At 59.6% G+C, this 24,159-nt stretch carries 20 protein-coding genes and 1 pseudogene; 8 read left to right on the plus strand and 13 right to left on the minus strand.

The window, feature by feature from the left end:
* Positions 1-27: 27 nt before the first annotated feature.
* On the minus strand, positions 28-1,230 hold the full coding sequence (locus CE491_RS18385; protein ID WP_110949837.1) for a glycosyltransferase family 4 protein: 1,203 nt from the start codon (positions 1,228-1,230) through the stop codon (positions 28-30).
* Between the two features lie 79 nt (positions 1,231-1,309).
* Positions 1,310-1,672 (minus strand): response regulator, encoded by a 363-nt coding sequence (locus CE491_RS18390; RefSeq protein ID WP_110949758.1) that lies wholly within the window; start codon positions 1,670-1,672, stop codon positions 1,310-1,312.
* 274 nt (positions 1,673-1,946) lie between these two features.
* Here CE491_RS18390 and CE491_RS18395 point away from each other — a divergent pair, with 274 nt between their 5' ends.
* The 5 genes from CE491_RS18395 to CE491_RS18415 all read left to right on the plus strand — a co-directional run bounded on the left by CE491_RS18395 (position 1,947) and on the right by CE491_RS18415 (position 8,657).
* Positions 1,947-5,453 (plus strand): response regulator, encoded by a 3,507-nt coding sequence (locus CE491_RS18395; RefSeq protein WP_110949759.1) that lies wholly within the window; start codon positions 1,947-1,949, stop codon positions 5,451-5,453.
* A gap of 48 nt (positions 5,454-5,501) precedes the next feature.
* Entirely contained in the window at positions 5,502-6,323 is an 822-nt protein-coding gene (locus CE491_RS18400) for a CheR family methyltransferase (RefSeq protein ID WP_110949760.1), read from the plus strand.
* Positions 6,320-6,937, plus strand: coding sequence for a chemotaxis protein CheB (locus CE491_RS18405; RefSeq protein WP_110949761.1), 618 nt, complete (start codon positions 6,320-6,322; stop codon positions 6,935-6,937). Before CE491_RS18400 ends, CE491_RS18405 begins: the two co-directional genes overlap by 4 nt.
* Positions 6,931-8,112: a hybrid sensor histidine kinase/response regulator gene (locus CE491_RS18410; protein ID WP_110949762.1), complete on the plus strand. Its 1,182-nt coding sequence runs from the start codon at positions 6,931-6,933 to the stop codon at positions 8,110-8,112. The genes CE491_RS18405 and CE491_RS18410 overlap by 7 nt, the downstream gene beginning before the upstream one ends.
* Before the next feature lie 167 nt (positions 8,113-8,279).
* Complete coding sequence (locus CE491_RS18415; RefSeq protein ID WP_110949838.1) at positions 8,280-8,657, plus strand: response regulator; 378 nt, start codon at positions 8,280-8,282, stop codon at positions 8,655-8,657.
* 118 nt (positions 8,658-8,775) lie between these two features.
* On the opposite strand, the gene CE491_RS18420 is transcribed toward CE491_RS18415, so the two are convergent.
* Both CE491_RS18420 and CE491_RS18425 read right to left on the minus strand, forming a co-directional pair.
* Complete coding sequence (locus tag CE491_RS18420; RefSeq protein WP_110949763.1) at positions 8,776-10,806, minus strand: hybrid sensor histidine kinase/response regulator; 2,031 nt, start codon at positions 10,804-10,806, stop codon at positions 8,776-8,778.
* Positions 10,803-12,287, minus strand: coding sequence for an ATPase domain-containing protein (locus CE491_RS18425; protein ID WP_110949764.1), 1,485 nt, complete (start codon positions 12,285-12,287; stop codon positions 10,803-10,805). Before CE491_RS18425 ends, CE491_RS18420 begins: the two co-directional genes overlap by 4 nt.
* A gap of 308 nt (positions 12,288-12,595) precedes the next feature.
* Between CE491_RS18425 and CE491_RS18430 the strand changes: the two genes are divergently transcribed.
* On the plus strand, positions 12,596-13,408 hold the full coding sequence (locus CE491_RS18430; protein ID WP_110949839.1) for a crotonase/enoyl-CoA hydratase family protein: 813 nt from the start codon (positions 12,596-12,598) through the stop codon (positions 13,406-13,408).
* A gap of 105 nt (positions 13,409-13,513) precedes the next feature.
* Positions 13,514-14,362, plus strand: coding sequence for an NAD(+) diphosphatase (gene nudC / locus CE491_RS18435; protein WP_110949765.1), 849 nt, complete (start codon positions 13,514-13,516; stop codon positions 14,360-14,362).
* Here nudC and CE491_RS18440 read toward each other — a convergent pair.
* The 6 genes from CE491_RS18440 to CE491_RS18465 form a co-directional block, all read right to left on the minus strand.
* Positions 14,324-15,097 carry a TSUP family transporter gene (locus tag CE491_RS18440; RefSeq protein WP_110949766.1) on the minus strand — a complete coding sequence of 258 codons (774 nt, stop codon included), beginning with the start codon at positions 15,095-15,097 and terminating at the stop codon, positions 14,324-14,326. The two genes, nudC and CE491_RS18440, sit on opposite strands and share 39 nt — an antisense overlap.
* A gap of 77 nt (positions 15,098-15,174) precedes the next feature.
* A complete protein-coding gene (locus CE491_RS18445; protein ID WP_110949767.1) occupies positions 15,175-16,332 on the minus strand; it encodes a Gfo/Idh/MocA family protein in 1,158 nt (385 codons plus the stop codon).
* Positions 16,333-16,552: 220 nt separating this feature from the next.
* Positions 16,553-17,320 (minus strand): SDR family oxidoreductase, encoded by a 768-nt coding sequence (locus tag CE491_RS18450; protein ID WP_110949768.1) that lies wholly within the window; start codon positions 17,318-17,320, stop codon positions 16,553-16,555.
* 36 nt (positions 17,321-17,356) lie between these two features.
* Positions 17,357-18,424 (minus strand): phosphotransferase family protein, encoded by a 1,068-nt coding sequence (locus CE491_RS18455; protein WP_110949769.1) that lies wholly within the window; start codon positions 18,422-18,424, stop codon positions 17,357-17,359.
* 308 nt (positions 18,425-18,732) lie between these two features.
* Positions 18,733-19,047 (minus strand): SCP2 sterol-binding domain-containing protein, encoded by a 315-nt coding sequence (locus CE491_RS18460; protein ID WP_110949770.1) that lies wholly within the window; start codon positions 19,045-19,047, stop codon positions 18,733-18,735.
* Positions 19,048-19,104: 57 nt separating this feature from the next.
* Positions 19,105-19,815, minus strand: a complete 711-nt coding sequence (locus CE491_RS18465) for a histidine phosphatase family protein (protein ID WP_110949771.1) — start codon at positions 19,813-19,815, stop codon at positions 19,105-19,107.
* Positions 19,816-20,019: 204 nt separating this feature from the next.
* Between CE491_RS18465 and sohB the strand changes: the two genes are divergently transcribed.
* On the plus strand, positions 20,020-21,042 hold the full coding sequence (gene sohB / locus CE491_RS18470; protein WP_110949772.1) for a protease SohB: 1,023 nt from the start codon (positions 20,020-20,022) through the stop codon (positions 21,040-21,042).
* A 218-nt stretch (positions 21,043-21,260) separates the two neighbouring features.
* On the opposite strand, the gene CE491_RS18475 is transcribed toward sohB, so the two are convergent.
* The 3 genes and pseudogenes from CE491_RS18475 to CE491_RS18485 all read right to left on the minus strand — a co-directional run bounded on the left by CE491_RS18475 (position 21,261) and on the right by CE491_RS18485 (position 24,045).
* Positions 21,261-21,755, minus strand: a complete 495-nt coding sequence (locus CE491_RS18475; protein WP_110949773.1) for a DUF934 domain-containing protein — start codon at positions 21,753-21,755, stop codon at positions 21,261-21,263.
* Positions 21,739-23,397: a nitrite/sulfite reductase gene (locus CE491_RS18480; protein ID WP_110949774.1), complete on the minus strand. Its 1,659-nt coding sequence runs from the start codon at positions 23,395-23,397 to the stop codon at positions 21,739-21,741. The genes CE491_RS18475 and CE491_RS18480 overlap by 17 nt, the downstream gene beginning before the upstream one ends.
* A gap of 473 nt (positions 23,398-23,870) precedes the next feature.
* Positions 23,871-24,045, minus strand: a pseudogene (locus CE491_RS18485) (DUF2970 domain-containing protein).
* Positions 24,046-24,159 lie beyond the last annotated feature (114 nt).

Here is a 24,159-nt window from a genome sequence, read left to right on the forward strand (position 1 = left end):
TCCGATAGCCCAAATCCTCAAAACAACTCAAGCATTCCTGTTCTTGGCCTCGATCCACTGGGACATGTACTGCGTGCTCTTGTGCTGATGATGACGAAGCATCGCCCCGGTAAAATTCGCTGCCCGATGAGCTGGCAAATCAGCAAGCAACTCACGAATGCGCCCAATCAGCGTCGCGCAATGCTGCTCATGGCTGAACCGCGCTCGCAGCACCTTCCAGCCCGCAGACTGCGCCGCTTTCCACAGCGCCTGATCCTCATAAAGCCGCACCGCAGCGTCCGCCAATCCTTGTGCATCACTGGCAATGGCACCGGGAAACGGCAGATCACCGTGCATGGCTTCAGCGCCGACAGGCGTGGTCACCGTCGGCGTGCCGCAGGCCATCGCATCCATCACTTTGCCCTTGATCCCTGCACCGAAACGCAGCGGCGCCAATGAAACCCGGGCACGCGACATCACTTCAAACGCATCCTCAGCCCAGTCCATGATATGAAAGCCCTGAACCGGTTTGTGTAGCGCCGTCGCCTTGGGCGGGGTATAGGCGCCGTAGACGTGCAACTGCGCGTCAGGCAACTGTTGGCGAATCATCGGCCACAGGGTGTTTTTCAGCCACAGCACCGCATCCCAGTTCGGCGCGTGCCGAAAGTTGCCAATGGTCAGGAAATGCGCACGTTCGTCGAAGGCTTTTGCGCTGTCAGGAATGTCGCGCAGCATCAACGGGCACCAATGCTGCAGCGTATCGGGCACTCGGAAGTACCGAGTCAGGAACTCGATTTCGACGTCTGACACCACCAGGCTCAGATCACAGCGATAGAACGACGCCACCTCTCGCTGAGCGAGATCCGTCACCGCCATGCGCTTGAACAACGTCGCCTCGGGAGCCGCGAACAGCGCGTCGTAGCACTCGCTGCCCTCCTTGAGCATATCTTTGAGGAGTTGGTGCCGGCTGTGCCGCAGGCTCTGCAGATCGCAGGATTCCAGCACCCGCAGCGCATGTGGGGCATGTTTCTCCACGCGCCAGCCAAATTGTTCTTCCATCAGGAATTGATCGAACAGCACCACATCAGGTCGCAACTCACTGATGAAAGTGTCGAAACTGTTGCTGTTCAGCTCGATGGCCACTTCGCTGATGCCCAGCACCTTGAGGTCGGCCCGGCGTTCGCCTTCACTGGCGGCGCTGGCGAAGGTGATCTGCCAGCCCTGTTCGAGAAAACAGTCGATCAATTGCATGATGTGGCCGCTGGCCGCCGATGACCGGGGCTCCGGCCACACATAACCGATGATCAGAACATGAACGTGACGCGCCGCTTCACTTGCCAAGAATGCTATTGACCTTGTCACGCAACTGATCGATGGAAAACGGCTTGCCAATCAAATGCATGCCGGCAGGCACATCGATATTTTCGGCGTAGCCGCTGGCGAACAGAATCGGCAGCGCAGGACGCAACTCGGCAGCTTTCTTTGCCAATTGGAGGCCATCCATGTCCGGCAGCCCCTTGTCGGTCATCATCAAATCGATCGTTTTGCCAGCGTCCTGCAAAAAAGCCAAAGCCTCGCCGCCATCTGCGGCTTCGAGTACCTGATACTCGAGCTCCTCAAGGACGTCGACGATCAGCATCCGGACGATGCTGTCATCTTCCACCACCAGAATCGTGCTGGTTGGGTCGGACATGAAAATTTCCTTCAAATGGACGAAATCCGGAACGGGCACGGTTCACCCGATCTGCTAAAAAATTAAGCAGGTGATTGTGACAACTTCCAGGCTTCAAAAACACAATTCAATTGAGTGTAGTCGAGGCGGCGAACCACTCGAACGTATAGTGCGCCTGCGTTTGGTCCATGACTAAAGTCTGAAAATTCAGCCGTATATGTCAGAAGCTGGAGTTTTTTCCTGAGCTTTACGGCAAACTCCGTGGTTTAGCCGAATCCACCCTGGGCCCTTTGCGATGATCCAAACCTCTGCCGTCGATGAGCAACGTTTCCGCAAACTTCTGAGCCGCAACGTCAGTTTACCCTTGGCGGTCGGCGTTCTCAGTGCTGCATTCTTCGTTATTCTGATCAGCTATCTGCTGTCGGTGATCCAGTGGGTCGAGCACACCGACCGGGTCATCAATAACATCAACCGCTCGTTGAAGCTTTCGGTGGACATGGAAACCGGCATGCGCGGTTTTCTGCTGACCGGTGACGAGCATTTTCTCGACCCCTACGAAGTTGCCAAACCGGGCATCATCGCCGAGCTGAAGGCCCTTGAGGAACTGGTCGCAGACAACCCCGACCAGGTCGATCGCTTCAAGCGTCTGGCGACAATGCAGGAATCGTGGAATCAGTTCGCCCAGGAGATGATCACCCTACGGCGTTCCGGTGGTGACTATGCGACGCCGATTCAGAATCGCCGGGGCAAGCGCCTGACCGATGAAATTCGCGATCAGTACGATCAAGCAGCGAACATCGAGCATCAGTTGCGTCTGACCCGCAATACCGACGTCACGCATACCACCGTGGTTTCGGTGACCCTGTATATCGTATTCATCGTGATCGTCAGTGGCATTCTGGCCTGGGTCGGCCGTCGCGACATGAAGGCGCTGTCCAGCACGTACGCCGCCAACCTCAAGGCGCAGCAGGAAGATGCCGATCGCCTGGCCCATGTGGCCTGGCTGCGTAACGGCCAGAGCGAGCTGGCCGAACAGGTGATCGGGCAACTGACGCTGAATCTGCTGGGTCGTAACGTGCTGCAGTTCTTCGCCCAATATCTGGGGGCGGTGGTCGCTGCCGTGTATGTACGCCAGGAGCACGGCGGCCTGATGCGCGTGGCATCCTACGGCTTCTCGCGCCAGCAGGAACTCCAGGAACAGTCGATTTATAGTGGCGAAGGCGTGGTTGGCAAGGCCGCCGAGCAGGATGAGATCATTACCCTCAACGATGTCCCCATGGACTATTTCAAGGTCTCGTCGGGCCTCGGCGACGGCTCGCCGCGCAGCGTGATCGTAGTGCCGACCAGCAATGACGATCAGGTCAATGGCGTCGTCGAGCTGGGTTTCCTGCGCGAGTTGACCGAGCGTGATGTCGAGTTCCTCGAGCTGGTGGCCGAGAACGTCGGCACCTCCATCGAAGCCGCGCGCTATCGCCAACGCCTTCAGGAAGTCCTGGCCGAGACCCAGCAACTCAACGAAGAGCTGCAGGTTCAACAGGAAGAACTGCGCACCGCCAACGAAGAGCTCGAAGAGCAGTCGCGGATTCTCAAGGAGTCTCAGGCGTATCTGGAAACCCAGCAGGCTGAGCTGGAGCAGACCAACGAGCAACTGGCCGAGCAGAGCAAGGCGCTGGCCGACCAGCGCGACGCACTGGACCGCAACAATGAAGAGCTCAATATCGCTCAGGTCGAGCTGGAAGCACGGGCAGACGAGCTGCAGCGCTCGAGCAAGTACAAGTCCGAATTCCTCGCCAACATGTCCCACGAGCTACGCACGCCGCTGAACAGCTCGCTGATTCTGGCCAAGCTGTTGGCCGAGAATCCACAAGACAACCTGACCTCCGAGCAGGTGACGTTTGCCGAGTCGATCTATTCGGCCGGCAACGATTTGCTCAACCTGATCAACGACATTCTCGACATCTCCAAGGTCGAGGCCGGCAAGCTGGACATGCGCCCGGAAAACAGCAGCGTCAGCCGTCTGGTTGACAGCCTGCGAATGACCTTCCAGCCCCTGGCCGCCGACAAACAGCTGGAGTTTACGGTCGAGGTTCAACCCGGGACGCCGGTATCGCTGTATACCGACCGCCAGCGCCTGGAGCAGATTCTCAAGAACCTGTTGTCCAACGCCGTCAAGTTCACCGAAAGCGGCTCGGTCAGTCTTACGGTCTCGCGGCAGCCCGGCGAGGGCATCGCCTTTACCGTGCGCGACTCGGGGATCGGCATTTCCGAGGATCAGCAAGAGAGCATTTTCGAAGCGTTCCGTCAGGCCGACGGCACCACCAACCGGCGCTACGGTGGCACCGGGCTGGGACTGTCGATTTCCCGCGACCTGGCGCGCCTGTTGGGCGGTTCGATTTCAGTCACCAGCGCGCAAGGGCAGGGCAGCATCTTTACCTTGGTGCTGCCGGAAGAATACGTCGAACCGGCGCCGTTCGGGCAAGAGCTGCCGGTGGTCGCTCAGGCTGCGGCAGCCCCGTCTCCGGCGCCGGTTGCCGCGCCGGTGATCGCCGCCAGACCTGCCCAGGTCAGCGAGCCCGTCCCGCGCTTTGCCGATGATCGTGACAAGACGCCGTTCACCAAACGCTGCATCCTGGTGATCGAGGACGAAGTGCGCTTCGCCCATATCCTCTATGACCTGGCTCATGAGCTTGGCTATCACTGCCTGGTCGCCCATGCAGCCGACGAAGGTTTCGATCTGGCGACGAACTTCGTGCCTGATGCTGTCCTGCTGGACATGCGTCTTCCCGACCATTCCGGCCTGACCGTGCTGCAGCGCCTCAAAGAGATGCCCTCCACCCGGCATATCCCGGTCCACGTCATTTCCGTGGAGGATCGTCAGGAGGCCGCCTTGCAGATGGGCGCGATCGGTTACGCGGTCAAACCGACCACCCGCGAAGAGCTCAAGGACGTATTCGCTCGACTGGAGGCCAAGCTTACGCAGAAAGTGAAGCGCGTCCTGCTGGTCGAGGACGACGCCTTGCAGCGCGACAGCATCGCGCGCCTGATCGGCGACGATGACATCGAAATCACTGCGGTGGGCTTTGCTCAGGATGCTCTCGAGCTGCTACGCGACAACGCTTACGACTGCATGATCATCGACCTGAAACTGCCGGACATGCTCGGCAACGACCTGCTCAAGCGCATGTCCACCGACGAAATCTGCGCGTTCCCGCCGGTCATCGTCTACACCGGCCGCAACCTGACCCGCGATGAAGAAGCCGAACTGCTGAAGTACTCGCGCACCATCATCATCAAGGGCGCGCGCTCGCCGGAGCGGCTGCTCGACGAAGTGACCCTGTTCCTGCACAAGGTCGAATCGCAGCTGTCGAACGAGCGGCAGAAGATGCTCAAGACCGCGCGCAGCCGCGATCGCGTGTTCGAGGGGCGCAAGATTCTCGTGGTCGACGACGATGTGCGTAACATCTTCGCCCTGACCAGCGCGCTGGAGCACAAGGGCGCGATCGTCGAAGTCGGTCGCAATGGTTTGGAAGCCATCGAAAAGCTCAATACCGTCGAAGACATCGACCTGGTGCTGATGGACGTGATGATGCCGGAAATGGACGGCTTCGAAGCCACCGCGCAGATCCGCAAGGACCCTCGCTGGCGCAAACTGCCGATCATTGCAGTGACGGCCAAAGCCATGAAAGACGATCAGGAGCGCTGCCTGCAGGCCGGTTCCAACGATTATCTGGCCAAGCCTATCGACCTCGACCGGCTGTTCTCGTTGATTCGTGTGTGGCTGCCAAAAATGGAACGTATCTGAATGGATCGGATCAATTGACCACCCTTATAGAAGCACCAGGTTTTACTGATGGCCCATGAGCGAGACACCGAGATCGAATTGCGCTTGTTGATCGAGGCGATTTACCTGAAGTACAGCTATGATTTTCGCGATTACTCGGGCGCGTCGGTAAAACGGCGCGTTGCTCATGCGCTGCGTCAGTTCGAGTTGAAAACCATCTCCGCGCTGCAGGAGCGCGTGCTGCACGATCCATCGGCGTTCATGCAGCTGTTGCAGTTCCTGACGATTCCGGTCAGCGAGATGTTTCGCGACCCGTCGCACTTTCTGGCGATTCGTCAGGAAGTGGTGCCGCTGCTCAAGACTTACCCCTCGCTGAAGATCTGGATAGCCGGATGCAGCACGGGCGAGGAGGTCTACTCGATGGCGATTCTGCTGCGTGAAGAAGGGCTGCTGGAGCGCACGATCATCTACGCCACCGACATCAATCCAACTTCGCTGGAGAAGGCCAAACAGGGGATTTTCTCAATGGAGAACATTCGCGGCTACAACGAAAACTACCTGAAGGCGGGCGGTAAGCGGCTGTTTTCCGAGTACTACACGGCCGCCTATGACTACGCGATTTTCGACAAGTCGCTGAGCGAGAATGTCACCTTTGCCGACCATAGCCTGGCCACCGACAGCGTGTTTTCCGAAACCCACCTGATTTCCTGCCGCAATGTGCTGATCTACTTCAACAAAAAGCTGCAGGACCGGGCGTTCGGTCTGTTTCACGAGTCATTGTGTCACCGCGGATTTCTGGTGCTCGGCAGTAAGGAAACCCTGGAGTTTTCCGCCTTCAAGGACCGCTTCGAACCTTTGGTCAAGCAAGAGCGGATCTATCGTAAATCATGAGAACGACCTTTTCCGGTACCGAGCCGGACCTGCCCGCGTTACCGAAGGTCGCTGCGATCGTCGTCGGCGCTTCTGCGGGCGGCGTCGAAGCGTTGTTGAAGATTTTCAAACCGTTACGCAGGGGTTTTAGGTTGCCGATCATCGCAGTGCTGCACCTGCCCGATGAGCGTCGCAGTCATTTGGCGGATGTGTTCAACTCGCACCTGGCGATTCCGGTGAAAGAAGCGGACGACAAGGAAGTGATCGCGCCCGGCACGCTGTATTTCGCCGCGCCAGGTTATCACCTGTCGGTGGAGGCCGATCTGACGCTGTCGTTCAGTCAGGAGGAACGGGTTTACCACTCGCGCCCCAGCATCGACATCCTCTTTGAATCTGCCGCCGACGCTTATGGAGCAAAGCTTGCCGGGGTGCTGTTGACCGGTGCTAACAATGATGGTGCCAAGGGAACGGCGCGCATCAAGGAATACGGCGGTCTTACCGTGGTCCAGGACCCGGCCCAGGCATTGGCGCGTACCATGCCCGAAGCTGCACTGGCCCTGCACACACCGGACTTTCTCCTGCCTTTGCCCGACATTGCCCTATTGCTTGTCGAGCTGGAACGAATTGCATGCTGAGTGAAATAAAAGCCAAATTGCTGATCGTCGACGATCTGCCGGAAAACCTGCTGGCCCTTGAAGCGTTGATCAAGCGCGAAGACCGTCAGGTATACAAAGCGCTGTCGGCCGATGAAGCGTTGTCGCTGTTGCTGGAACATGAGTTCGCCATGGCGATCCTCGACGTGCAGATGCCGGGCATGAACGGCTTTGAGCTGGCCGAGATGATGCGCGGCACCGAGAAGACCAAGAACATTCCGATCGTCTTCGTCAGCGCCGCCGGGCGTGAGCTGAACTACGCATTCAAGGGCTACGAAAGCGGCGCGGTGGACTTTCTGCACAAGCCGCTGGATATCCATGCGGTGAAGAGCAAGGTCAACGTGTTCGTCGACCTGTATCGCCAGCGCAAGGCCATGAAACAGCAGGTCGAGGAGCTGGAACTCAGCCGTCAGGAGCAGGAAGCGCTGCTGCGTGAACTCAAGTCCACGCAAAACGAGCTGGAACACGCGATCCGCATGCGCGATGACTTCATGTCCATCGTGTCCCACGAGGTGCGCACGCCGCTCAACGGTCTGATCCTGGAAACCCAACTGCGCAAGTTGCACCTGGCCAAGAACAATACTTCGGCGTTCACCATGGACAAGCTCAAGGCCATGGTCGAGCGTGACGAGCGACAGATCCAGAGCCTGATTCGCCTGATCGAAGACATGCTGGACGTATCACGTATTCGCACCGGCAAACTGTCGATCCGCACCAGCGCGTTCGACCTGTCGGAGCTTGTGGCCAATCTGGTGGAAAGCTATGCCGCGCAGATCGCCGCTGCTGAAAGCGTAGTGACCCTGCATGCCCGCGAGCCTGTGATCGGTGTCTGGGATGAATTCCGCATCGAGCAGGTGATGGCGAACCTTTTGACCAACGCCTTGCGCTATGGCGCGCATAAGCCCATCGAGGTGCGGGTTTACAGCGAAGGGAACGAAGCGCGCGTTGAAGTCAGGGATCAGGGCATCGGTATCAGCGCCGAAAACCAGAAGCGCATCTTCCAGCAATTCGAGCGCGTATCGGCCAGCCATGCGGTTTCGGGCCTGGGCCTGGGGCTGTTTATTTCCGATCAGATCGTCTCGGCCCACGGTGGCTCGATCACGGTGGAAAGCGAAGAGGGCTGCGGCTCGCTGTTTCGCGTCAGCCTGCCGCTTTGAGGGCCAATGTGGCCCGCCAGTCGCGGGCCAGAGCGCTCTGTTTAATACGTGCGAAGACGTTGTTCAATCCGCCTCGACCGCCTGAGTAAATATCTGATTTATCTGCGCAACCTCTAGAGCGGGCCATGGTCGTAATGGCAGCTATTTATAAGATTGAAGGCGTTCCCATGAGCTCTGATGCTGAAAATGTCGTACTGATCGTCGAAGACGAGCCGCTGATTCTGATGCTGCTGTCCGACTATCTGTCGGGGGAGGGTTATCGGGTGTTGCAGGCGGAGAACGGCGAGCAGGCTTTCGAAATTCTCGCCACCAAGCCGCATCTGGACCTGATGATCACCGACTACCGCCTGCCGGGTGGCGTGTCGGGGGTGATGATCGCCGAACCTGCCGTCAAGCTGCGACCGGAGCTGAAAGTCATTTTCATCAGTGGTTACCCGGCAGAGATCGTTGAATCCGGTAGCCCGATCGCTCGCAAGGCGCCGATTCTGGCCAAGCCATTCGCGATGGAAACCCTGCATTCGAAGATTCAGAGTTTGTTGAACTGATTGCATCTTTCAACGGTAGGAGCGCGTTTGTCCGCAATGAGTCAGGCCAGATGACCTCGTCCTGACTGACCCGTCGCAATCGCGGGCAGCGCGCTGCTGCAGGTTTAGGGCCTGCGCCTCACCCCTCAATCATCTCTCTTACCTTGGCGGTCAACTGATCGAAGGCGAATGGCTTGGTGATCATCTGCATCCCCTCGTCCAGGAACCCCGCACGGGTGGCGGCGTTTTCCGCGTAGCCGGTGATGAACAGCACCCTCAGTTCCGGGCGCAGTTGCCGCCCGATTTCCGCCAGTTGGCGTCCGTTCATGCCGGGCAGACCAACGTCGCTGATCATCAGATCGATACGCTGTCCCGATTCGAGAATCGGCACCGCGCCCACCGCATCGCCAGCCTCCAGATACGCGTAACCCAACTCGCTCAGCACCTGGCTGACCAGCGCGCGCACGGCCGGGTCATCTTCGACGATCAGGATGGTCTCGCCGTCGCGGGCTTCAATGGTCTGGCGGTCCAGGCTGGTATCTTCCTCGTCCTTGTCGCCATGGAAGCGCGGCAGGAACAATTGCACGGTGGTGCCGTGACCCACTTGGCTTTCAATGGAAACGTGGCCATGGGACTGTTTGGTGAAACCGTAGATCATCGATAGCCCGAGTCCCGTGCCCTGACCGATCGGCTTGGTGGTGAAAAACGGATCGAAGGCACGATTGATGACGTTCTCTGGCATACCGCAGCCGGTGTCGGTGACGCTGAGCACCACGTAATCACCGGGCAGCAGGTTTTCATACGCATTGGTGAAGCTGCGGTCGAGCTTGCGGTTGAAGGTCTCGATCATCAACATGCCGCCATCGGGCATCGCGTCCCGGGCGTTGAGCACCAGGTTGAGCAGGGCGCTTTCCAGCTGGTTGGGGTCGGCCTCCGCGGTCCAAAGTTGCGGGTCCAGGCACATGTCCAGGCGCACGCTCTCATTGATGCTGCGATGCAACAGCTCGCCCATCGAATTGACCAGCTCGTTCATCTCCACAGGCTTGGAATCCAGCGACTGACGACGGGAAAACGCCAGCAAGCGATGGGTCAGGGCCGCGGCGCGATTGGCTGAGGTCACGCCTAGATCGATCAGCCCGTCGAGGTCTTCGGTACGACCACGGGCCACGCGGCGCCTGAGCAACTCCAGGCTGCCGATGATGCCGGTAAGCATGTTGTTGAAGTCGTGGGCGATACCGCCGGTGAGTTGACCGACGGCCTCCATTTTCTGCGACTGACGCAGCACTTCTTCGTTTTGACGCAGTTGCGAGGTGCGCTCCTCGACCTGCTGCTCGAGAGTCTCGTTGAGCTGGCGCAGCTGGGTCTCGGCCTGCTTGCGTTCAGTGATGTCCGAGGTTACTCCGGCCAGCAGGCTGACCCGGCCATTGCGCGCACGAATGGCGCGGGCGCGCATGTCCACCCAGTGCAGCGAACCGTCGGGCCATACGTTGCGGAATTCGATAATGAAGTCGTCGCCCGTATCGAGGCTGCGTTGCAGCGCCGATTGCATGCGTGGCTGATCGGCGGGGTGCGCCGCGTCCAGCCACTCGTGATAGGTGAAGGGCGCCTGTTCGTCTCGCCCGTAATGCGACTTGCTGATGTCCGAGCAATCCAGTTCGAGGAATTCGGCTTCCAGTTGCCACGACCCGAGACGCCCGGCCTTGAGGGCATGCTGCAGGCGTTGCTCGCTTTCGAAGAGGTCTTCCATGCGGCTGCGCGCTTCATATTGCCTTCGGCGTCCGCGTACGGCGGTGCTCACCAAACTGACCAGAGTCGCCGGGTGAAACGGACGCTCGAGAAACGTCACGTTGCCGAGCATCTTGCCCAGCCGCGCCGACGGGTTCTGTTCCGGCCGGCCATGGTGGGTCAGCAGCACAATCGGCAGATCCGACCAGGCGGGTTGGTGGCTCAGCCAGTTGAGCAGAGGATTGAGATCGACCCCGCGCAATGCCTCGTCGGCAATGACGGCAAGGCCTGCGCCGGAAATCAATTCCTTGCACAGGCCTGCCAGGTCGTGGGCGATGAGCGCCGGGAAGCCCGCTTCCTGCAGGATTCTCAGGGCGATCTGGCTGTCCCGGCCCTGTGGGGCCAGGATGATTGCGCGTTCCGACAGTTGCCCAGGGGTACTCACACGTCTTCATCCCGCAACAAAGGATTGCTCTCGCCAAAATAGTGAGGCACGCCGCGCAGCACGCCCTGGAACGCTTCCAGCGGAGCCCCGATTTTCATGCCGGAGCCACTGATGCGGTATTCGCGGATGGTCGATTCATGAGTCCCTGTGCGTTTTTTGATGACGGAGATGGCGCGACGGACTTTGCCTAGCGCTTCGAAATAACGCAACAGGATCACGGTGTCGGCCAGATAGGTGATGTCCACCGGGGCGCGCATATCGCCGACCAGCCCGTGCTGTGCGACTGTCATGAATGTCGAGGCGCCCTGACGGTTGAGGTAGAGCAGCAGCTCATGCATGTGTAGAACCAGGGCGTTCTCTTCCGGCATTGCCGCTTGATAACCGTTGAGACTGTCGATGACCACGGTGCGGATATGCTTCTGGTCCACGCTGTGCCGTACGCGGTGCGAAAACTCGCCCGGGGACAACTCCGCGGCGTCCACCTGCTCGATCAGCAGATTGCCTGTGTCTTGCAATGCCTTGAGGTCGATCCCGATCTTCTTCATGCGCTCGAAGAGAAGCCGCAGCTCCTCATCGAAAATGAACAGTCCGACCTTTTCTCCTCGTGCCGCGGCGGCTGCGGCGAACACCAGCGCAATCAGCGATTTGCCGGTCCCGGCAGGGCCGAGAATCAAGGTGCTGGAGCCGCTATCGATACCGCCGCCAAGCAAGGCGTCAAGTTCAGGAATGTCGCTGCTCAGCTGCGTGCTTTGGTAGCCGTTGCGATGCTCGGCCGCCACCAGACGCGGGAACACGTGAATGCCGTCGGCCATGATGTTGAAGTCGTGATACCCGCCGCGATACTTCTGCCCGCGATACTTGACCACTCGCAGGCGCCGACGCTCGGCGCCGTAAGCGGGGGTCAGTTCTTCCAGGCGAATCACCCCGTGGGCGACGCTGTGCACGGTCTTGTCCAGGGCCTCGGTGGTCAGGTCGTCCAGCAGCATTACGGTGGCCTCGTAACGCGCGAAGTAGTGTTTGATCGCCAGAATCTGACGCCGGTAGCGCAACGAACTCTGCGCCAGCAGGCGGATTTCCGAGAGGCTGTCGATGACCACCCGCGTCGGCCTGACGCGCTCGACGATCTCGAAGATCTGCTTGGTCGCTTCGCCCAGTTCGAGGTCGGATGAATACAACAGGCTCTGCTGGTGCTCGGCGTTAAGCAGATCCTCAGGCGGTGTCAGCTCGAATATCTCGATCCGTTCATCCAGCTCCCAGCCATGAGAGCGTGCACCGTCACGCAACTCGCGTTCGGTTTCGGAAAGCGTGATGTACAGGCCTCGTTCACCTGCGGCAGCGCCCGCCAGAAGGAACTGCAGGGCTACGGTGGTCTTGCCGGTTCCGGGTTCTCCCTCGAGAAGAAACACATGACTACGTGAAAGCCCCCCCGCGAGGATGTCGTCCAGGCCAACGATGCTGGTTGCCGCTTTTGATGTAGTCAAGAACCGCCCTCTTGCGACCTGAAAAAGATGGGGTGCCGGTCTTCGATCGGTCACCCGGGCAGCGGCGAATGTCGCCTATTTGCACTTCTTCGCTGCCATGTTTCTGGACCATTGCCAGTGTTCTCGGTTCAGTTTTTCTGGATGGCCCGATGATGGCGGGGGGGATGTGCGACGTGTTGCGGTCCGGCAAATGGCGCAACCGTTGCCTGCGGCGGTCCGAGCGCCTTGATATAGTCCGGCGTCAAGGAATTCCACCCGCCCACCGCTCATTCATGTCATTCAAGTTATTCAATTCGAGGATCAAGGCCGTGTCCGACTACAGTGCTTTCAAGGTCGAGCTGACCGACCATATCGCTCACGTGCAAATCAACCGCCCGGAAAAGATCAATGCCATGAATGCGGCATTCTGGAGCGAAATCATCGACATCTTCCAATGGGTCGAAGACACCGATGAAGTTCGCGTGGTGGTCCTCAGTGGCGCAGGCAAGCACTTTTCTTCAGGAATCGACCTGATGCTGCTGGCGTCGGTGGCCAACGAGCTGGGCAAGGATGTCGGGCGTAACGCGCGACTGTTGCGGCGCAAGGTCCTGCAGATGCAGGAATCCTTCAGCGTCGTCGACCGTTGCAGCAAACCGGTGCTGGCGGCCGTTCAGGGCTATTGCATCGGCGGCGCCATCGACCTGATCAGCGCCTGTGACATGCGCTACGCGGCCGACGATGCACTGTTTTCCATCCGTGAAATCGATATGGGCATGGCTGCGGATGTTGGCACGCTGCAACGCCTGCCGCGGTTGATTGGCGATGGCATGATGCGGGAAATGGCGTACACCGGTCGCAACGTGAAGGCAGATGAAGCGCTGCGCATCGGTCTGGTCAACCGGACCTTTCCCAGCCATGAGCAATTGCTGGAAGGTGTGTTGGCCATCGCCGGCGAAATCGCTGAAAAATCGCCGATCGCCGTCGGCGGCAGCAAGCGCATGATCGCTTACATGCGCGATCACAGCGTCGATGATGGTCTTGAATACATTGCCACCTGGAACGCTGCCATGTTGCAATCGGCGGACCTGAAGCTGGCGATGGTGGCCCACATGGGCAAGCAAAAGCCGGTCTTCGATAATTGACTGCGAAATTCACTTCGCAGGCGCCTGCCCTCGCCGGATGTCCGGGACCCGCTTGACGGGCCGGGATGTCGAGCGAGGCAGGCCGCTCACCAGAGGAGTTTTGTCATGACGCGCCCCAGGCGTTGGACCACCGCCGTGCTCGATACCCAGGCAGCTGGCGGCTGGGCCGTGGTCCATAGTGACCAGGGTTTTATGCTGGACGGCAACGGTGTGATGTTCCCCCGTGAATGGCTCAAGCGTCAGGATTTGCCGCTGCTCAGTGAGCACGGGATCGGCCATTTCGATGGCGAGCCGGTTTACGTGCAGGTGCTCAGGCACCCGGTAGACCTGGAAGGGACGAGCTGGCAAACCTTACGCCAGTTCATGCTGGCGGAAGATGCCGATGTCTTTCAGAAACTCGCGTATGCCGCACAGATCAGCACCTGGGCGCGCGAGCATCGTTTCTGCGGCAGCTGCGGTCAGCCGACGCAGCAGGTGCCGGGGGAGCGGGCGATGTACTGCAAGGATTGCGATCTGCGCGCCTATCCACGCATTTCGCCGAGCATGATCGTGCTGATCACTCGTGGCGACGAGGTGCTGCTGGCCCGATCCCCGCGTTTCGTGACCGGCGTCTACAGCACACTGGCCGGATTCGCCGAGCCGGGCGAGTCTGCCGAGGATTGCGTGCATCGCGAAGTCATGGAGGAGGTGCAGGTCAGGGTCAGGAACATCCAGTACAAGGGCAGCCAGTGCTGGCCGTTCCCGCACTCGATGATGCTGGGCTTTCACGCTGAATACGACAGCGGAGACATCGTGCCTCAGGTCGACGAGATCGAAGACGCGCAATGGTTCAGCGTCCACGACATGCCGCCGTTACCGGCCAGTCGCTCGATTGCGCGTTATCTGATCGACCTGTATCTGGCCCAGCGGCTTGGGTTAGCGGAACCAGTGTTGCCAGGCCAGGCGGACAGTTAAGCCCAGCACCACGGTGATGAACACAGGGCGGATGAATTTGGCGCCGCCCTGAATCGCCGTTCTGGCACCGAGAAACGCGCCCACCATCAGCGCCGAACCCATGGCCAGGCCGATGACCCAGTCCACCGAGCCATTGATCGCGAAGATCGTCAGTGCCGCCGCATTGCTGACGAAATTCATGCTGCGCGCTACGCCGCTGGCCTTGACCAGATCGACCGGGTACATCAGCAGTGTGCTGACCGTCCAGAATGCACCCGTGCCGGGGCCTGCCACGCCGTCATAAAAGCCCAGCCCCAGACCTTGTGGCAGCTGCCATTTGCGCTTGATCGGCGCGTCGATGTCCAGTGGCGCCTTGGGTGTGCCGCCGAACAACAGGTACAAGCCACAGCCGAATACAATCACCGGGAGCATCTGGTTCAGCAGCTCGGCCGGCAGATAATGCGCGACCACAGCCCCGACCAAGGCGCCGACGGCAGTGCCGATCAGTGCGCGGGTCCATTGTCGGGGGTGAAACAGCTTGCGTCGGTAGAAGGTGAACCCGGCGGTGGCAGAGCCGAAGGTCGAGCTGAGTTTGTTGGTGCCCAGCACCAGATGCGGCGGCAGGCCGGCCGTGAGCAGAGCAGGGGTGGTCAACAGACCGCCGCCACCGGCAATGGCATCGATGAAACCAGCAACGAAGGCGACAAGGGCGAGCACCACCAGCGTGGTGGGATCAACGGTGAGTTCGAACGGCATGGCAGAGGGCTTACTTGGCAGACAGGCAGAATGGCTGCCCGGAAGCGCGGCATTCTACCTGCAAGCCAGTGAATGCGTCACACCCGGGTGCCGCATTGGATATCGGCCACCCTCACCCAGCGCATCTCTGTGGCCGCCACCCGAATCGCCGTCGCCAACCGTTCCACTTGCAGCGCTTCGGCAAAATCCGTGCCTTTGCTATTGATGCCACACAGCGCCTGAATCAGCCCGTGCACTTCCAGAGTCTTGAGCTCGTTGTAGCCCAGTTGATGCCCGGGCGCGGGGCAGAACGCGGCATAGTCCGGCTGCGTCGGCCCAGCCTGAATCCGTTGGAAGCCATCGCGGCCCGGTGCACCGGCCCGATACAGACGCAGCTCGTTGAGCCGCTCCTGATCGAACGACAGCGTACCCAGGGTGCCACCGATCTCGAAACTCAAGTGGTTCTTGTAACCATGCTTGAGCCAGCTGCTGCCGAAAGTGCCACGGGCCCCATTGGCAAAGCGCAGCAGGGCGTAGGTCTGGTCATCGACGACGATCCGTCGCTGCTCCTGACTGCCGACGGATGCCGGGCGCTGGCCGTGGACGGTTTGCGAGTCGGCGCATACCGCTTCGATATCACCCAGCAGATGCCGAGCCATCGACAGCAGGTGACTGCCCAGGTCCGCCAGCGCCCCTCCGGCATGAGCCTGTTCGCACCGCCAGGACCATGGTCCCTGCGGATCGCCCATGAAGTCTTCGCTGAACTCGCCCTGAAAACTGACGATCTGACCCAGCTCGCCGCTTTCGATCATGTCTCGAGCCAGGCCGATGATCGGGTTATGGAGGTAGTTGTAACCCACACGGGTCACGACGCCGGCTTTCAGGGCGGCGTCGTGCATTTCCCGCGCTTGCTCAAGGCTGACTGCCAGCGGTTTTTCGCAATACACCGCCTTGCCTGCTTCGAGGGCGGCCATGGCCATAGGGAAGTGCAGGTGATTGGGCGTGGTGATCGCGACCAGATTGACAGTCGGATCGCTGATCAGCTGTTGCCAGTCGGCGTGACTGTGATCGAAACCCCAGGCGCGTGCGCACTCCTGGGCGCGGGCAGCATCGGCGTCGGCCAATGCGCTGAGTTTGAGGTTGACCGCAAGATCGAACGTGGTGCGGGCATTCTGGAAAGCCAGGGCATGCGCCCGACCCATGAAACCGGTGCCGATCAAGCCGACACCCAGATCCGGAAGCGAAGACTCGCGCATGGCAGCGTCCTTGAGGGATTGTTGTTGTGCGCAAAATGTATTCGCTGCGTGATCTGGATGGAAACTTTATTCCATCAAATAAACCTCAGATTCGCCTCAATTTCATCGATCCATGGGCGCGTGCTTGCCCGCGATTGCGGTCTATCCGTGACATTGAGGTCGTTTGATACCCAGCATTCGCACGCAAGCGCGCTCCTACGGTGACAGCCTGCATCGCCAATCAAGACAAAAAACCGCCGTCTACATTCAACGCCACACCCGTGGTGTAGCTTGAGGCATCGCTGGCCAGGTACAGCACGGTGCCGGCCATCTCGCTCGGCGCAGCGACGCGATTGAGCGGAATCTGTGCCAGTGCGGTGTTGAGGATCTTCTCGTTGCTGACCAGTGCCGAGGCGAACTTGGTGTCGGTCAGGCCCGGCAGCAGCGCATTGCAGCGAATGCCGAATTGTGCGCATTCCTTGGCGAACACCTTGGTCATGTTGATCACCGCCGCTTTGGTCACCGAGTAGATACCCTGAAAGATGCCAGGCGATACGCCATTGATCGACGCCACGTTGATGATGCTGCCGCCGCCGTGCTCACGCATCAGCTTGCCGGCTTCCACGGACATGAAGAAGTAACCGCGAATGTTGACGTCCACCGTCTTCTGGAACGCACCCGGATCGGTATCGAGGACGTTGCAGAACTGTGGATTGGTCGCCGCGTTGTTCACCAGAATGTCGAGGCGCCCGAACTCTTCGCGAATCCTCGCGAAGACGCCGCTGATCTGCTCCATCTCACCGATGTGGCAGGCTATTGCCGTGGCCTTGCCGCCCTCGGCGACGATCGCGTCGGCGACCTGCTGGCAGCCTTCGATCTTGCGGCTGGAGACGATGACATGAGCACCCTGCAGGGCCAGCAGTTTAGCGATGGCTTCGCCGATGCCGCGGCTGGCGCCGGAAACGAAGGCTATCTTGCCGTCGAGGTCGAACAGTTGGGTCTTGGGCATGTTGTTTTCCTTATCCTGTCGCAATCGGTGTCGGGGTCACAGGCTTGAGCGGTCGATGACTTGCAAGGCCATGTGTTCGAGCAACTTGTTCATGTGAATGAACTGGGCGAAGCGCTTGTCCTGGGTCTGGCCGTGGAAGAACCGGTAGTAGATCTGCTGGACGATGCCCGCCAGACGGAACAGCCCGTAGGTGTAGTAAAAGTCGAAGTTATCGATGCCAATGCCCGAGCGTTCGGCGTAATAGGCAACGAACTGCTCGCGGGTCAGCATGCCCGGCGCGTGGCTTGGCTGCCTGCGCATCAACTGCACGGGCGCCGGGTCGTCGGCCTGAATCCAGTACGCCAGGCTGTTGCCAAGATCCATCAGCGGATCACCCAGAGTCGTGAGTTCCCAGTCCAGTACGCCGATGATCTGCATCGGATTTTCGGGGTCCAGAATGACGTTGTCGAAGCGGTAATCGTTGTGCACCAGGCTCGAGGTCGGATGGTCGGCAGGCTTGTTGTCGTCGAGCCAGCGTGCAACCTTTTCCCAGCCTGGGGCGTCCGGGGTACGGGCCTTTTCGTAGCGCTCGGCCCAGCCGCGAATCTGCCGCTCCACATAGCCTCGGGGCTTGCCCAGATCGCCCAGGCCGCATGCGTTGTAGTCGACCTGGTGTAAATCGACCAGTTTGTCGATGAAGCTCTTGCACAGGGCTTGGGTTTGTTCAGCGTCGAAATTCAGCTCGCCCGGTAGTTCGGAACGCAGGATGATGCCCTTGACCCGCTCCATGACATAGAACTCGGCGCCGATCACCGATTCGTCGGTGCAATGCACGTAGGCTTTGGGGCAATAGGGGAAGGCGTCCCGCAACTGGTTGAGAATGCGATATTCGCGGCCCATGTCGTGGGCACTTTTGGCTTTGTGGCCAAAGGGAGGGCGACGCAGCACGAATTCCTGCTCGGGGTATTTGAGCAAGTACGTGAGGTTGGAGGCACCACCGGGAAACTGGCTGATCTGTGCGGCGCCGCTCAGGCCGGGAATCCGGGCTTTGAGGTAAGGATCGATCAACGCTGCGTCGAGCTCTTCGCCGGATCGAACCTGCGTGGACTGGTCGGTTAGCGCCATGCTTATCCCTGCTGTTTATTTTGGTGGGGCTTGATCATTGGCTAATCTAATGCGCACCCACAGGCCCGAACAAGCGCCACGAGGCCTTATTGGCGAGCGTGTTACAGGGCGATCAGCGTCTTTGATCAGCGTTGTTGAGAAACCATAGAGCAAAAAAACCGAAGCCCGGAAGCTTCGGTCAGACGCATTTTCAAACTGACATGCGTAGCAGCGCGCTTGCCTGCGATGGGTGACTCCCCGTGACATCTGGATAGCCGACACACCGCGATCGCGGCTTGGCGCGCCCCTGAGCAAAGCGTCTCTGGGCTTTACGACGGGAACAAGTCGCTCAGCTTCATCGCCAGCATCATGTCGCCTTCGGCGCGCAGCTTGCCGCCCATGAACGCCTGCATGCCATCGGTTTCGCCGCTGACGATGCCTTCCAGGGTCTCGCCGTCCATCACCAGGGTGACTTGTGCGTCCGGGTTTTCGCCTTCCTGTAACTCGCAGGTCTTGTCCTTGACGATCAGGGAGAAATTCTTGGTTTCATCGATACGGAAACCGAACACCAGGTCCAGGCCCGCAGCGGCTTCCGGGTTGAACTTGGCTTTCATGGCTTGAACGGCATCGGCTACGGAGGTCATGGTGTCATCCTTTCATATGAGTGATTGCAGGCACCTTGCGGGTGCGATTGGCCGGGCTCAGCGGTAGGTGATGAGCTCCGGCGCCTTCATCAGTTGCAGATGCGCGAGACTGTTGAAGGAAGCCAGGGACACCTCGCGACCACGAAACTTCAAGTGGTTGAGCGAGGTGTTAACAATTTGCCAGTTAAGTTCGAACGCCTGGGTCGCCGGCATTTGGGTGATCAAGTGGAGCAGGGCGGTAATGGTGCCGCCTGAGGTGAACACGGCGATGCGATCGCTCTGGCCGGCGGTGTCCAGGATGCGTGCGAGGCCACTCTGAACCTGCTCGACGAACGCCAGCCAGCTCTGCAGCGCCGGTGTGTCATATTGCCCGCCCAGCCAGCGACCGATGATCAGTGCGAACAGGCGCTGAAATTCTGCGCGGTTCTGTGCGGCGTTACGCATGACTTCCAGCGCTTCGGGCTCATCGGGCAGCATGGCCGGAAGCAGGGCTCGGATAACGGCTTCGGCGTCGAATTCGTTGAACGCAGAGTCGGTTTCCAGCACAGGCGTAGCGAGTCCTGCGGCATCCAGCTGGGCCAGCGCTGTTTCGGCAGTATGGCGCTGGCGAAACAGGCTGCCCGAGATGCAACGATCTAACCTCAGCCCTAGTTGCGCCAAGTGCGCGCCGAGGACTTCGGCCTGGCGATAACCGGTCGGCGACAGGACATCGTAATCGTCCGCACCAAAGGAGGCCTGGCCATGTCTTATCAGGTAGATGCTGCCCACTCGCGCGTCATCCTGGCACGTTGAAAGTGAAGCGAGGTTATGAGGACGGTGCTGGGTCTGTCAATAAAAAAACATACGCTTGTTTGAATTGCTCGATTGTCATGATCTTTGACAGTCCTGCGGCTGGCTCGGCGCAAGGCTCGCCGGTATGCTGGGTCCATTCGCGATCCTGTCTCGGATCTGACGTGTAGGTAAGGAGCATCTGTGGAGTTTATTTTCGATTACGCCAGCTTTCTGGCAAAAACCGTCACTGTGGTGATCGCCATTGTCGTGGTGCTGGTGGTCATCGCGTCGATGCGCGGCCGGGGTCGCCGGAGCGGTGGCGGTCAGTTGCACGTGACCAAACTCAATGATTTCTACAAGGGTCTGCGCGATCGTTTGGAGGGTTCGCTGCTGGACAAGGCGCGCCTCAAGGCCTTGCGCAAGTCTCAGGCCAAGGAGCTGAAGAAGGACAAGAAGCAGGCCGTCGTCAAACCCCGCGTTTATGTGTTGGACTTCGACGGTGACATCAAGGCGTCGGCCACCGAGAGCATGCGTCACGAGATCACTGCGCTGCTCACCCTCGCAACCGACAAGGACGAAGTGGTACTGCGTCTGGAAAGCGGCGGCGGCATGGTCCACAGCTACGGGCTGGCCTCTTCGCAACTGGCGCGGATTCGTCAGGCGGGCATTCCGCTGACCATCTGCATCGACAAAGTGGCGGCCAGCGGCGGTTACATGATGGCGTGCATCGGTAATCGCATCATCAGTGCACCGTTTGCCGTGCTGGGTTCGATCGGGGTGGTGGCGCAGTTGCCCAACGTCAACCGTCTGCTTAAAAAGCACGACATCGATTTTGAAGTGCTCACCGCCGGTGAGTACAAGCGCACGTTGACCGTGTTCGGCGAAAACACCGAGAAGGGCCGCGAGAAATTCCAGCAGGACCTGGACATCACCCACGAGCTGTTCAAGAACTTCGTTGCCAGCTACCGCCCGCAATTGCATATCGATGAAGTGGCCACCGGCGAGGTCTGGCTGGGCATGGCGGCCAAGGACAAGCAACTGGTCGACGAGCTGAAAACCAGCGATGAATACCTGTCGGAGAAAGCCAGGACCGCCGAGGTGTTCCATCTGCACTATGCCGAGCGCAAGAGTTTGCAGGAGCGCGTAGGCCTGGCGGCGAGCGGTTCGGTGGATCGTCTGGTGACAGGGTGGTGGAGCAAGCTGACGCAGCAGCGGTTTTGGTGAGGCGCCGATTGCTTTATGAGGTCCAAACCGTGGGAGTGAGCTTGCCCACGAAGCTGTATTTCCAAGCTCTGTATCTGATGTGAAGGTAGGCCTGCTCGTGAGCAAGCTCGTTCTTGAAGGGTGATGCTCAATACCGATGGGACCTTTCGGCGACAAACAAAAAGCCCCGGCTTCTCGCGAAACCGGGGCTTTTTTGTTGCGCATCGATCAGCGTCGAGTCAACGACGACGAAACAGCGGCAGTGGCTCGTCGGTAGCAGCCTGATAAGACACGGAGAAATCCTTGAGGCTTTCCAGCGCTTCGTACGGGTCCTTATCGGCGCGGATCGCGAAGGCATCAAAACCGCAGCGATGCAGATAGAACAACTGGTCGCGCAGCACGTCGCCAATCGCTCGCAATTCGCCCTTGAAGCCATAGCGGTCACGCAACAGACGCGCGTTGGAGTAGCTGCGGCCGTCGGTGAACGCCGGGAAGTTCAGGGCAATGACCTGGAACTGATTGGCGTCATCCCCGATTTCCTCGGCTTCTTCGTCGCTGTCCAGCCAGACGCCCAGGCCGCCATCGCGGGCCTTGAGCGCGTGACCGTGGTCGCGCCACAGCGCCAGCGGCACGATCAGGTCGTCGCAGTTGGACAGGCCGTCCAGGGTGGTGTCCTTGGGCAGCAGGTGCCAGGTCTCGTCGATGACTTCGTTGTTCTTAATGATTCGCTGCATAGACGCGCTCCTTGAAAGGGTCGATGCCGATACGCTGGTACGTGTCGATGAAGCGCTCGTCTTCGGTGCGTTTTTCGACGTAGACGTTGATCAGCTTCTCGATCACATCCGGCATGGCGTCCTGTGCGAACGACGGGCCAAGGATCTTGCCCAGGCTTGCATCCCGGCTGGCGCTGCCGCCGAGGGAAACCTGATAGAACTCTTCGCCTTTCTTGTCCACGCCCAGAATGCCGATATGGCCGACGTGGTGGTGGCCGCAGGCGTTCATGCAGCCGGAGATGTTCAGGTCCAGTTCACCGATGTCGAACAGGTAGTCCAGATCGTCGAAACGGCGCTGGATGGATTCGGCGATCGGGATCGACTTGGCGTTGGCCAGCGAACAGAAATCACCGCCAGGGCAGCAGATGATGTCGGTCAGCAGGCCAATATTCGGCGTCGCGAAGCCTTGATCGCGCAGCTCGCCCCACAAGGTGAACAGTTGATTCTGCTCGACATCGGCCAGGATCACGTTCTGTTCGTGGGAAGTACGCAACTGGCCGAAGCTGTAGCGTTCGGCCAGGTCGGCGATGCCGTCCAGTTGCTTGTCAGTGACGTCGCCCGGCGCAACACCGGTCGGTTTCAGTGACAGGGTCACAGCCGCATAACCCGGCTTTTTGTGGGTCAGGACGTTGCGGGTGCGCCAGCGGGCGAAACCGGGGTGTTCCTTGTCCAACTGGGCCAGCTGTGCGCTGTAGTCAGGCAGGGCTTTATATTCAGGATCGACGAAGTGTTTGGCGACGCGATGCACTTCGGCTTCGGTCAGGGTGGTCTGGCCGCCACGCAGGTGGGCCATTTCCGCCTCGACCTTCTCGGCGAAGACTTCAGGGGTGAGCGCCTTGACCAGGATCTTGATCCGCGCCTTGTACTTGTTGTCGCGACGGCCGTAGCGGTTGTATACCCGCAGGATCGCGTCCAGGTAACTCAGCAGATCCTGCCAGGGCAGGAACTCATTGATGAATGCGCCGACGACCGGAGTACGACCCAGACCACCGCCCACCAGCACGCGGAAGCCCAGTTCGCCCGCCGCGTTCTTCACCGGCTCAAGACCGATGTCGTGAACTTCGATGGCCGCGCGGTCGGAAGTGGAACCGTTGATCGCAATCTTGAACTTGCGCGGCAGGTAGGCGAATTCCGGGTGGAATGTCGTCCACTGACGCACGATCTCGCACCATGGGCGCGGGTCAACCAGCTCATCGGCAGCGACGCCGGCAAACTGGTCCGTGGTGACGTTGCGCAGGCAGTTACCGCTGGTCTGGATCGCGTGCATCTGCACGGTCGCCAGTTCAGCGAGGATGTCGGGGATATCTTCCAGCGCCGGCCAGTTGAACTGCACGTTCTGGCGGGTGCTGATGTGCGCGTAGCCCTTGTCGTAATCGCGGGCGATCTTCGCCAGCATGCGGGTCTGGCGGGAAGTCAGCTGGCCGTAAGGCACAGCCACGCGCAGCATCGGCGCGAAGCGCTGGATGTAGAGGCCGTTTTGCAGGCGAAGCGGGCGGAACTCTTCTTCGCTGAGCTCGCCGGCCAGATAGCGGCGGGTCTGGTCGCGGAACTGCTTGACGCGGTCCTCGACGATCCGCTGATCGTACTCGTCGTATACGTACATGGTGGTCCTGTTCTCAGGCGGTTCACTGCTGCTTAGACGGCCCAAAACAGGCGATGCGTTGTCGCGATGATTTCAGGCCGCTGAACAAATCTGCGCGCACGGTCGCACAGCCCCTAACGGAGCCGGGGGAGGTTACCAGTTTGAAGATATGCGCAAAAGTGATGTTTGAATATAAGCAAAGAACCGAACGTGCTAAGCCCTTCGTCAGTTCCCCATAACCCCACTTGTGATAAGGATAAAGCTCGACTTTACTTTGGATTGGGTCAAGGCCATGCGCCTTTCCTGTGTACCAGACTGCATAAGACATCACCAATAAGACTGACAAGAGGCGATGCAATGAGAAATCACCACCCTAAAGTTGCCAAGTCCGACAGCCACGTGGATGCCTGGGCGATCCTTTTCATCATCATTCTCGTCGTGGGGGCCGGGGTGTTCTGGGTGAGTCATCAATAGCGCAAATACTAAACCCTGAATCAGCGCAGCGCGAAGTCCAGCATCGATTGCACGATACCCATCAGCGCCAAGGCGAACACAGCGGTAAAGACAATACCGATGACCACGAAATGCGCAGGCTTGCGGTGGGTGAAGCCGCGCGCGATGCTTACGGCTTTGCACGCCGAACGCCGCGGCCATGACGCTGTGCAGCATCGGCCAGAAGGTGGGTGGCTTGGTGACGTCGGGGTCGCGGGGCGGCTCTTCGGTTGCCTTTTCAAGCGATCTTCAGCGCACATGGAGGGCTGAAGAAGAAATAGCCGGAAATCG

Source organism: Pseudomonas bohemica, from assembly GCF_002934685.1.
Lineage (GTDB): Bacteria > Pseudomonadota > Gammaproteobacteria > Pseudomonadales > Pseudomonadaceae > Aquipseudomonas > Aquipseudomonas bohemica.

Excerpts from the sequence above, each read along its gene's own strand:
- CE491_RS18405 (WP_110949761.1), top strand. The coding sequence starts at position 6,320 with ATGAGAACGACCTTTTCCGGTACCGAGCCGGACCTGCCCGCGTTACCG.
- nudC (WP_110949765.1), top strand. The coding sequence starts at position 13,514 with ATGACGCGCCCCAGGCGTTGGACCACCGCCGTGCTCGATACCCAGGCA.
- CE491_RS18450 (WP_110949768.1), bottom strand. The coding sequence starts at position 17,320 with ATGCCCAAGACCCAACTGTTCGACCTCGACGGCAAGATAGCCTTCGTT.
- CE491_RS18460 (WP_110949770.1), bottom strand. The coding sequence starts at position 19,047 with ATGACCTCCGTAGCCGATGCCGTTCAAGCCATGAAAGCCAAGTTCAAC.
- CE491_RS18385 (WP_110949837.1), bottom strand. The coding sequence starts at position 1,230 with ATGCAATTGATCGACTGTTTTCTCGAACAGGGCTGGCAGATCACCTTC.
- CE491_RS18400 (WP_110949760.1), top strand. The coding sequence starts at position 5,502 with ATGGCCCATGAGCGAGACACCGAGATCGAATTGCGCTTGTTGATCGAG.
- CE491_RS18475 (WP_110949773.1), bottom strand. The coding sequence starts at position 21,755 with ATGCAGCGAATCATTAAGAACAACGAAGTCATCGACGAGACCTGGCAC.
- CE491_RS18390 (WP_110949758.1), bottom strand. The coding sequence starts at position 1,672 with ATGTCCGACCCAACCAGCACGATTCTGGTGGTGGAAGATGACAGCATC.
- CE491_RS18410 (WP_110949762.1), top strand. The coding sequence starts at position 6,931 with ATGCTGAGTGAAATAAAAGCCAAATTGCTGATCGTCGACGATCTGCCG.
- CE491_RS18445 (WP_110949767.1), bottom strand. The coding sequence starts at position 16,332 with ATGCGCGAGTCTTCGCTTCCGGATCTGGGTGTCGGCTTGATCGGCACC.
- CE491_RS18455 (WP_110949769.1), bottom strand. The coding sequence starts at position 18,424 with ATGGCGCTAACCGACCAGTCCACGCAGGTTCGATCCGGCGAAGAGCTC.
- CE491_RS18415 (WP_110949838.1), top strand. The coding sequence starts at position 8,280 with ATGAGCTCTGATGCTGAAAATGTCGTACTGATCGTCGAAGACGAGCCG.
- CE491_RS18440 (WP_110949766.1), bottom strand. The coding sequence starts at position 15,097 with ATGCCGTTCGAACTCACCGTTGATCCCACCACGCTGGTGGTGCTCGCC.
- CE491_RS18480 (WP_110949774.1), bottom strand. The coding sequence starts at position 23,397 with ATGTACGTATACGACGAGTACGATCAGCGGATCGTCGAGGACCGCGTC.
- CE491_RS18395 (WP_110949759.1), top strand. The coding sequence starts at position 1,947 with ATGATCCAAACCTCTGCCGTCGATGAGCAACGTTTCCGCAAACTTCTG.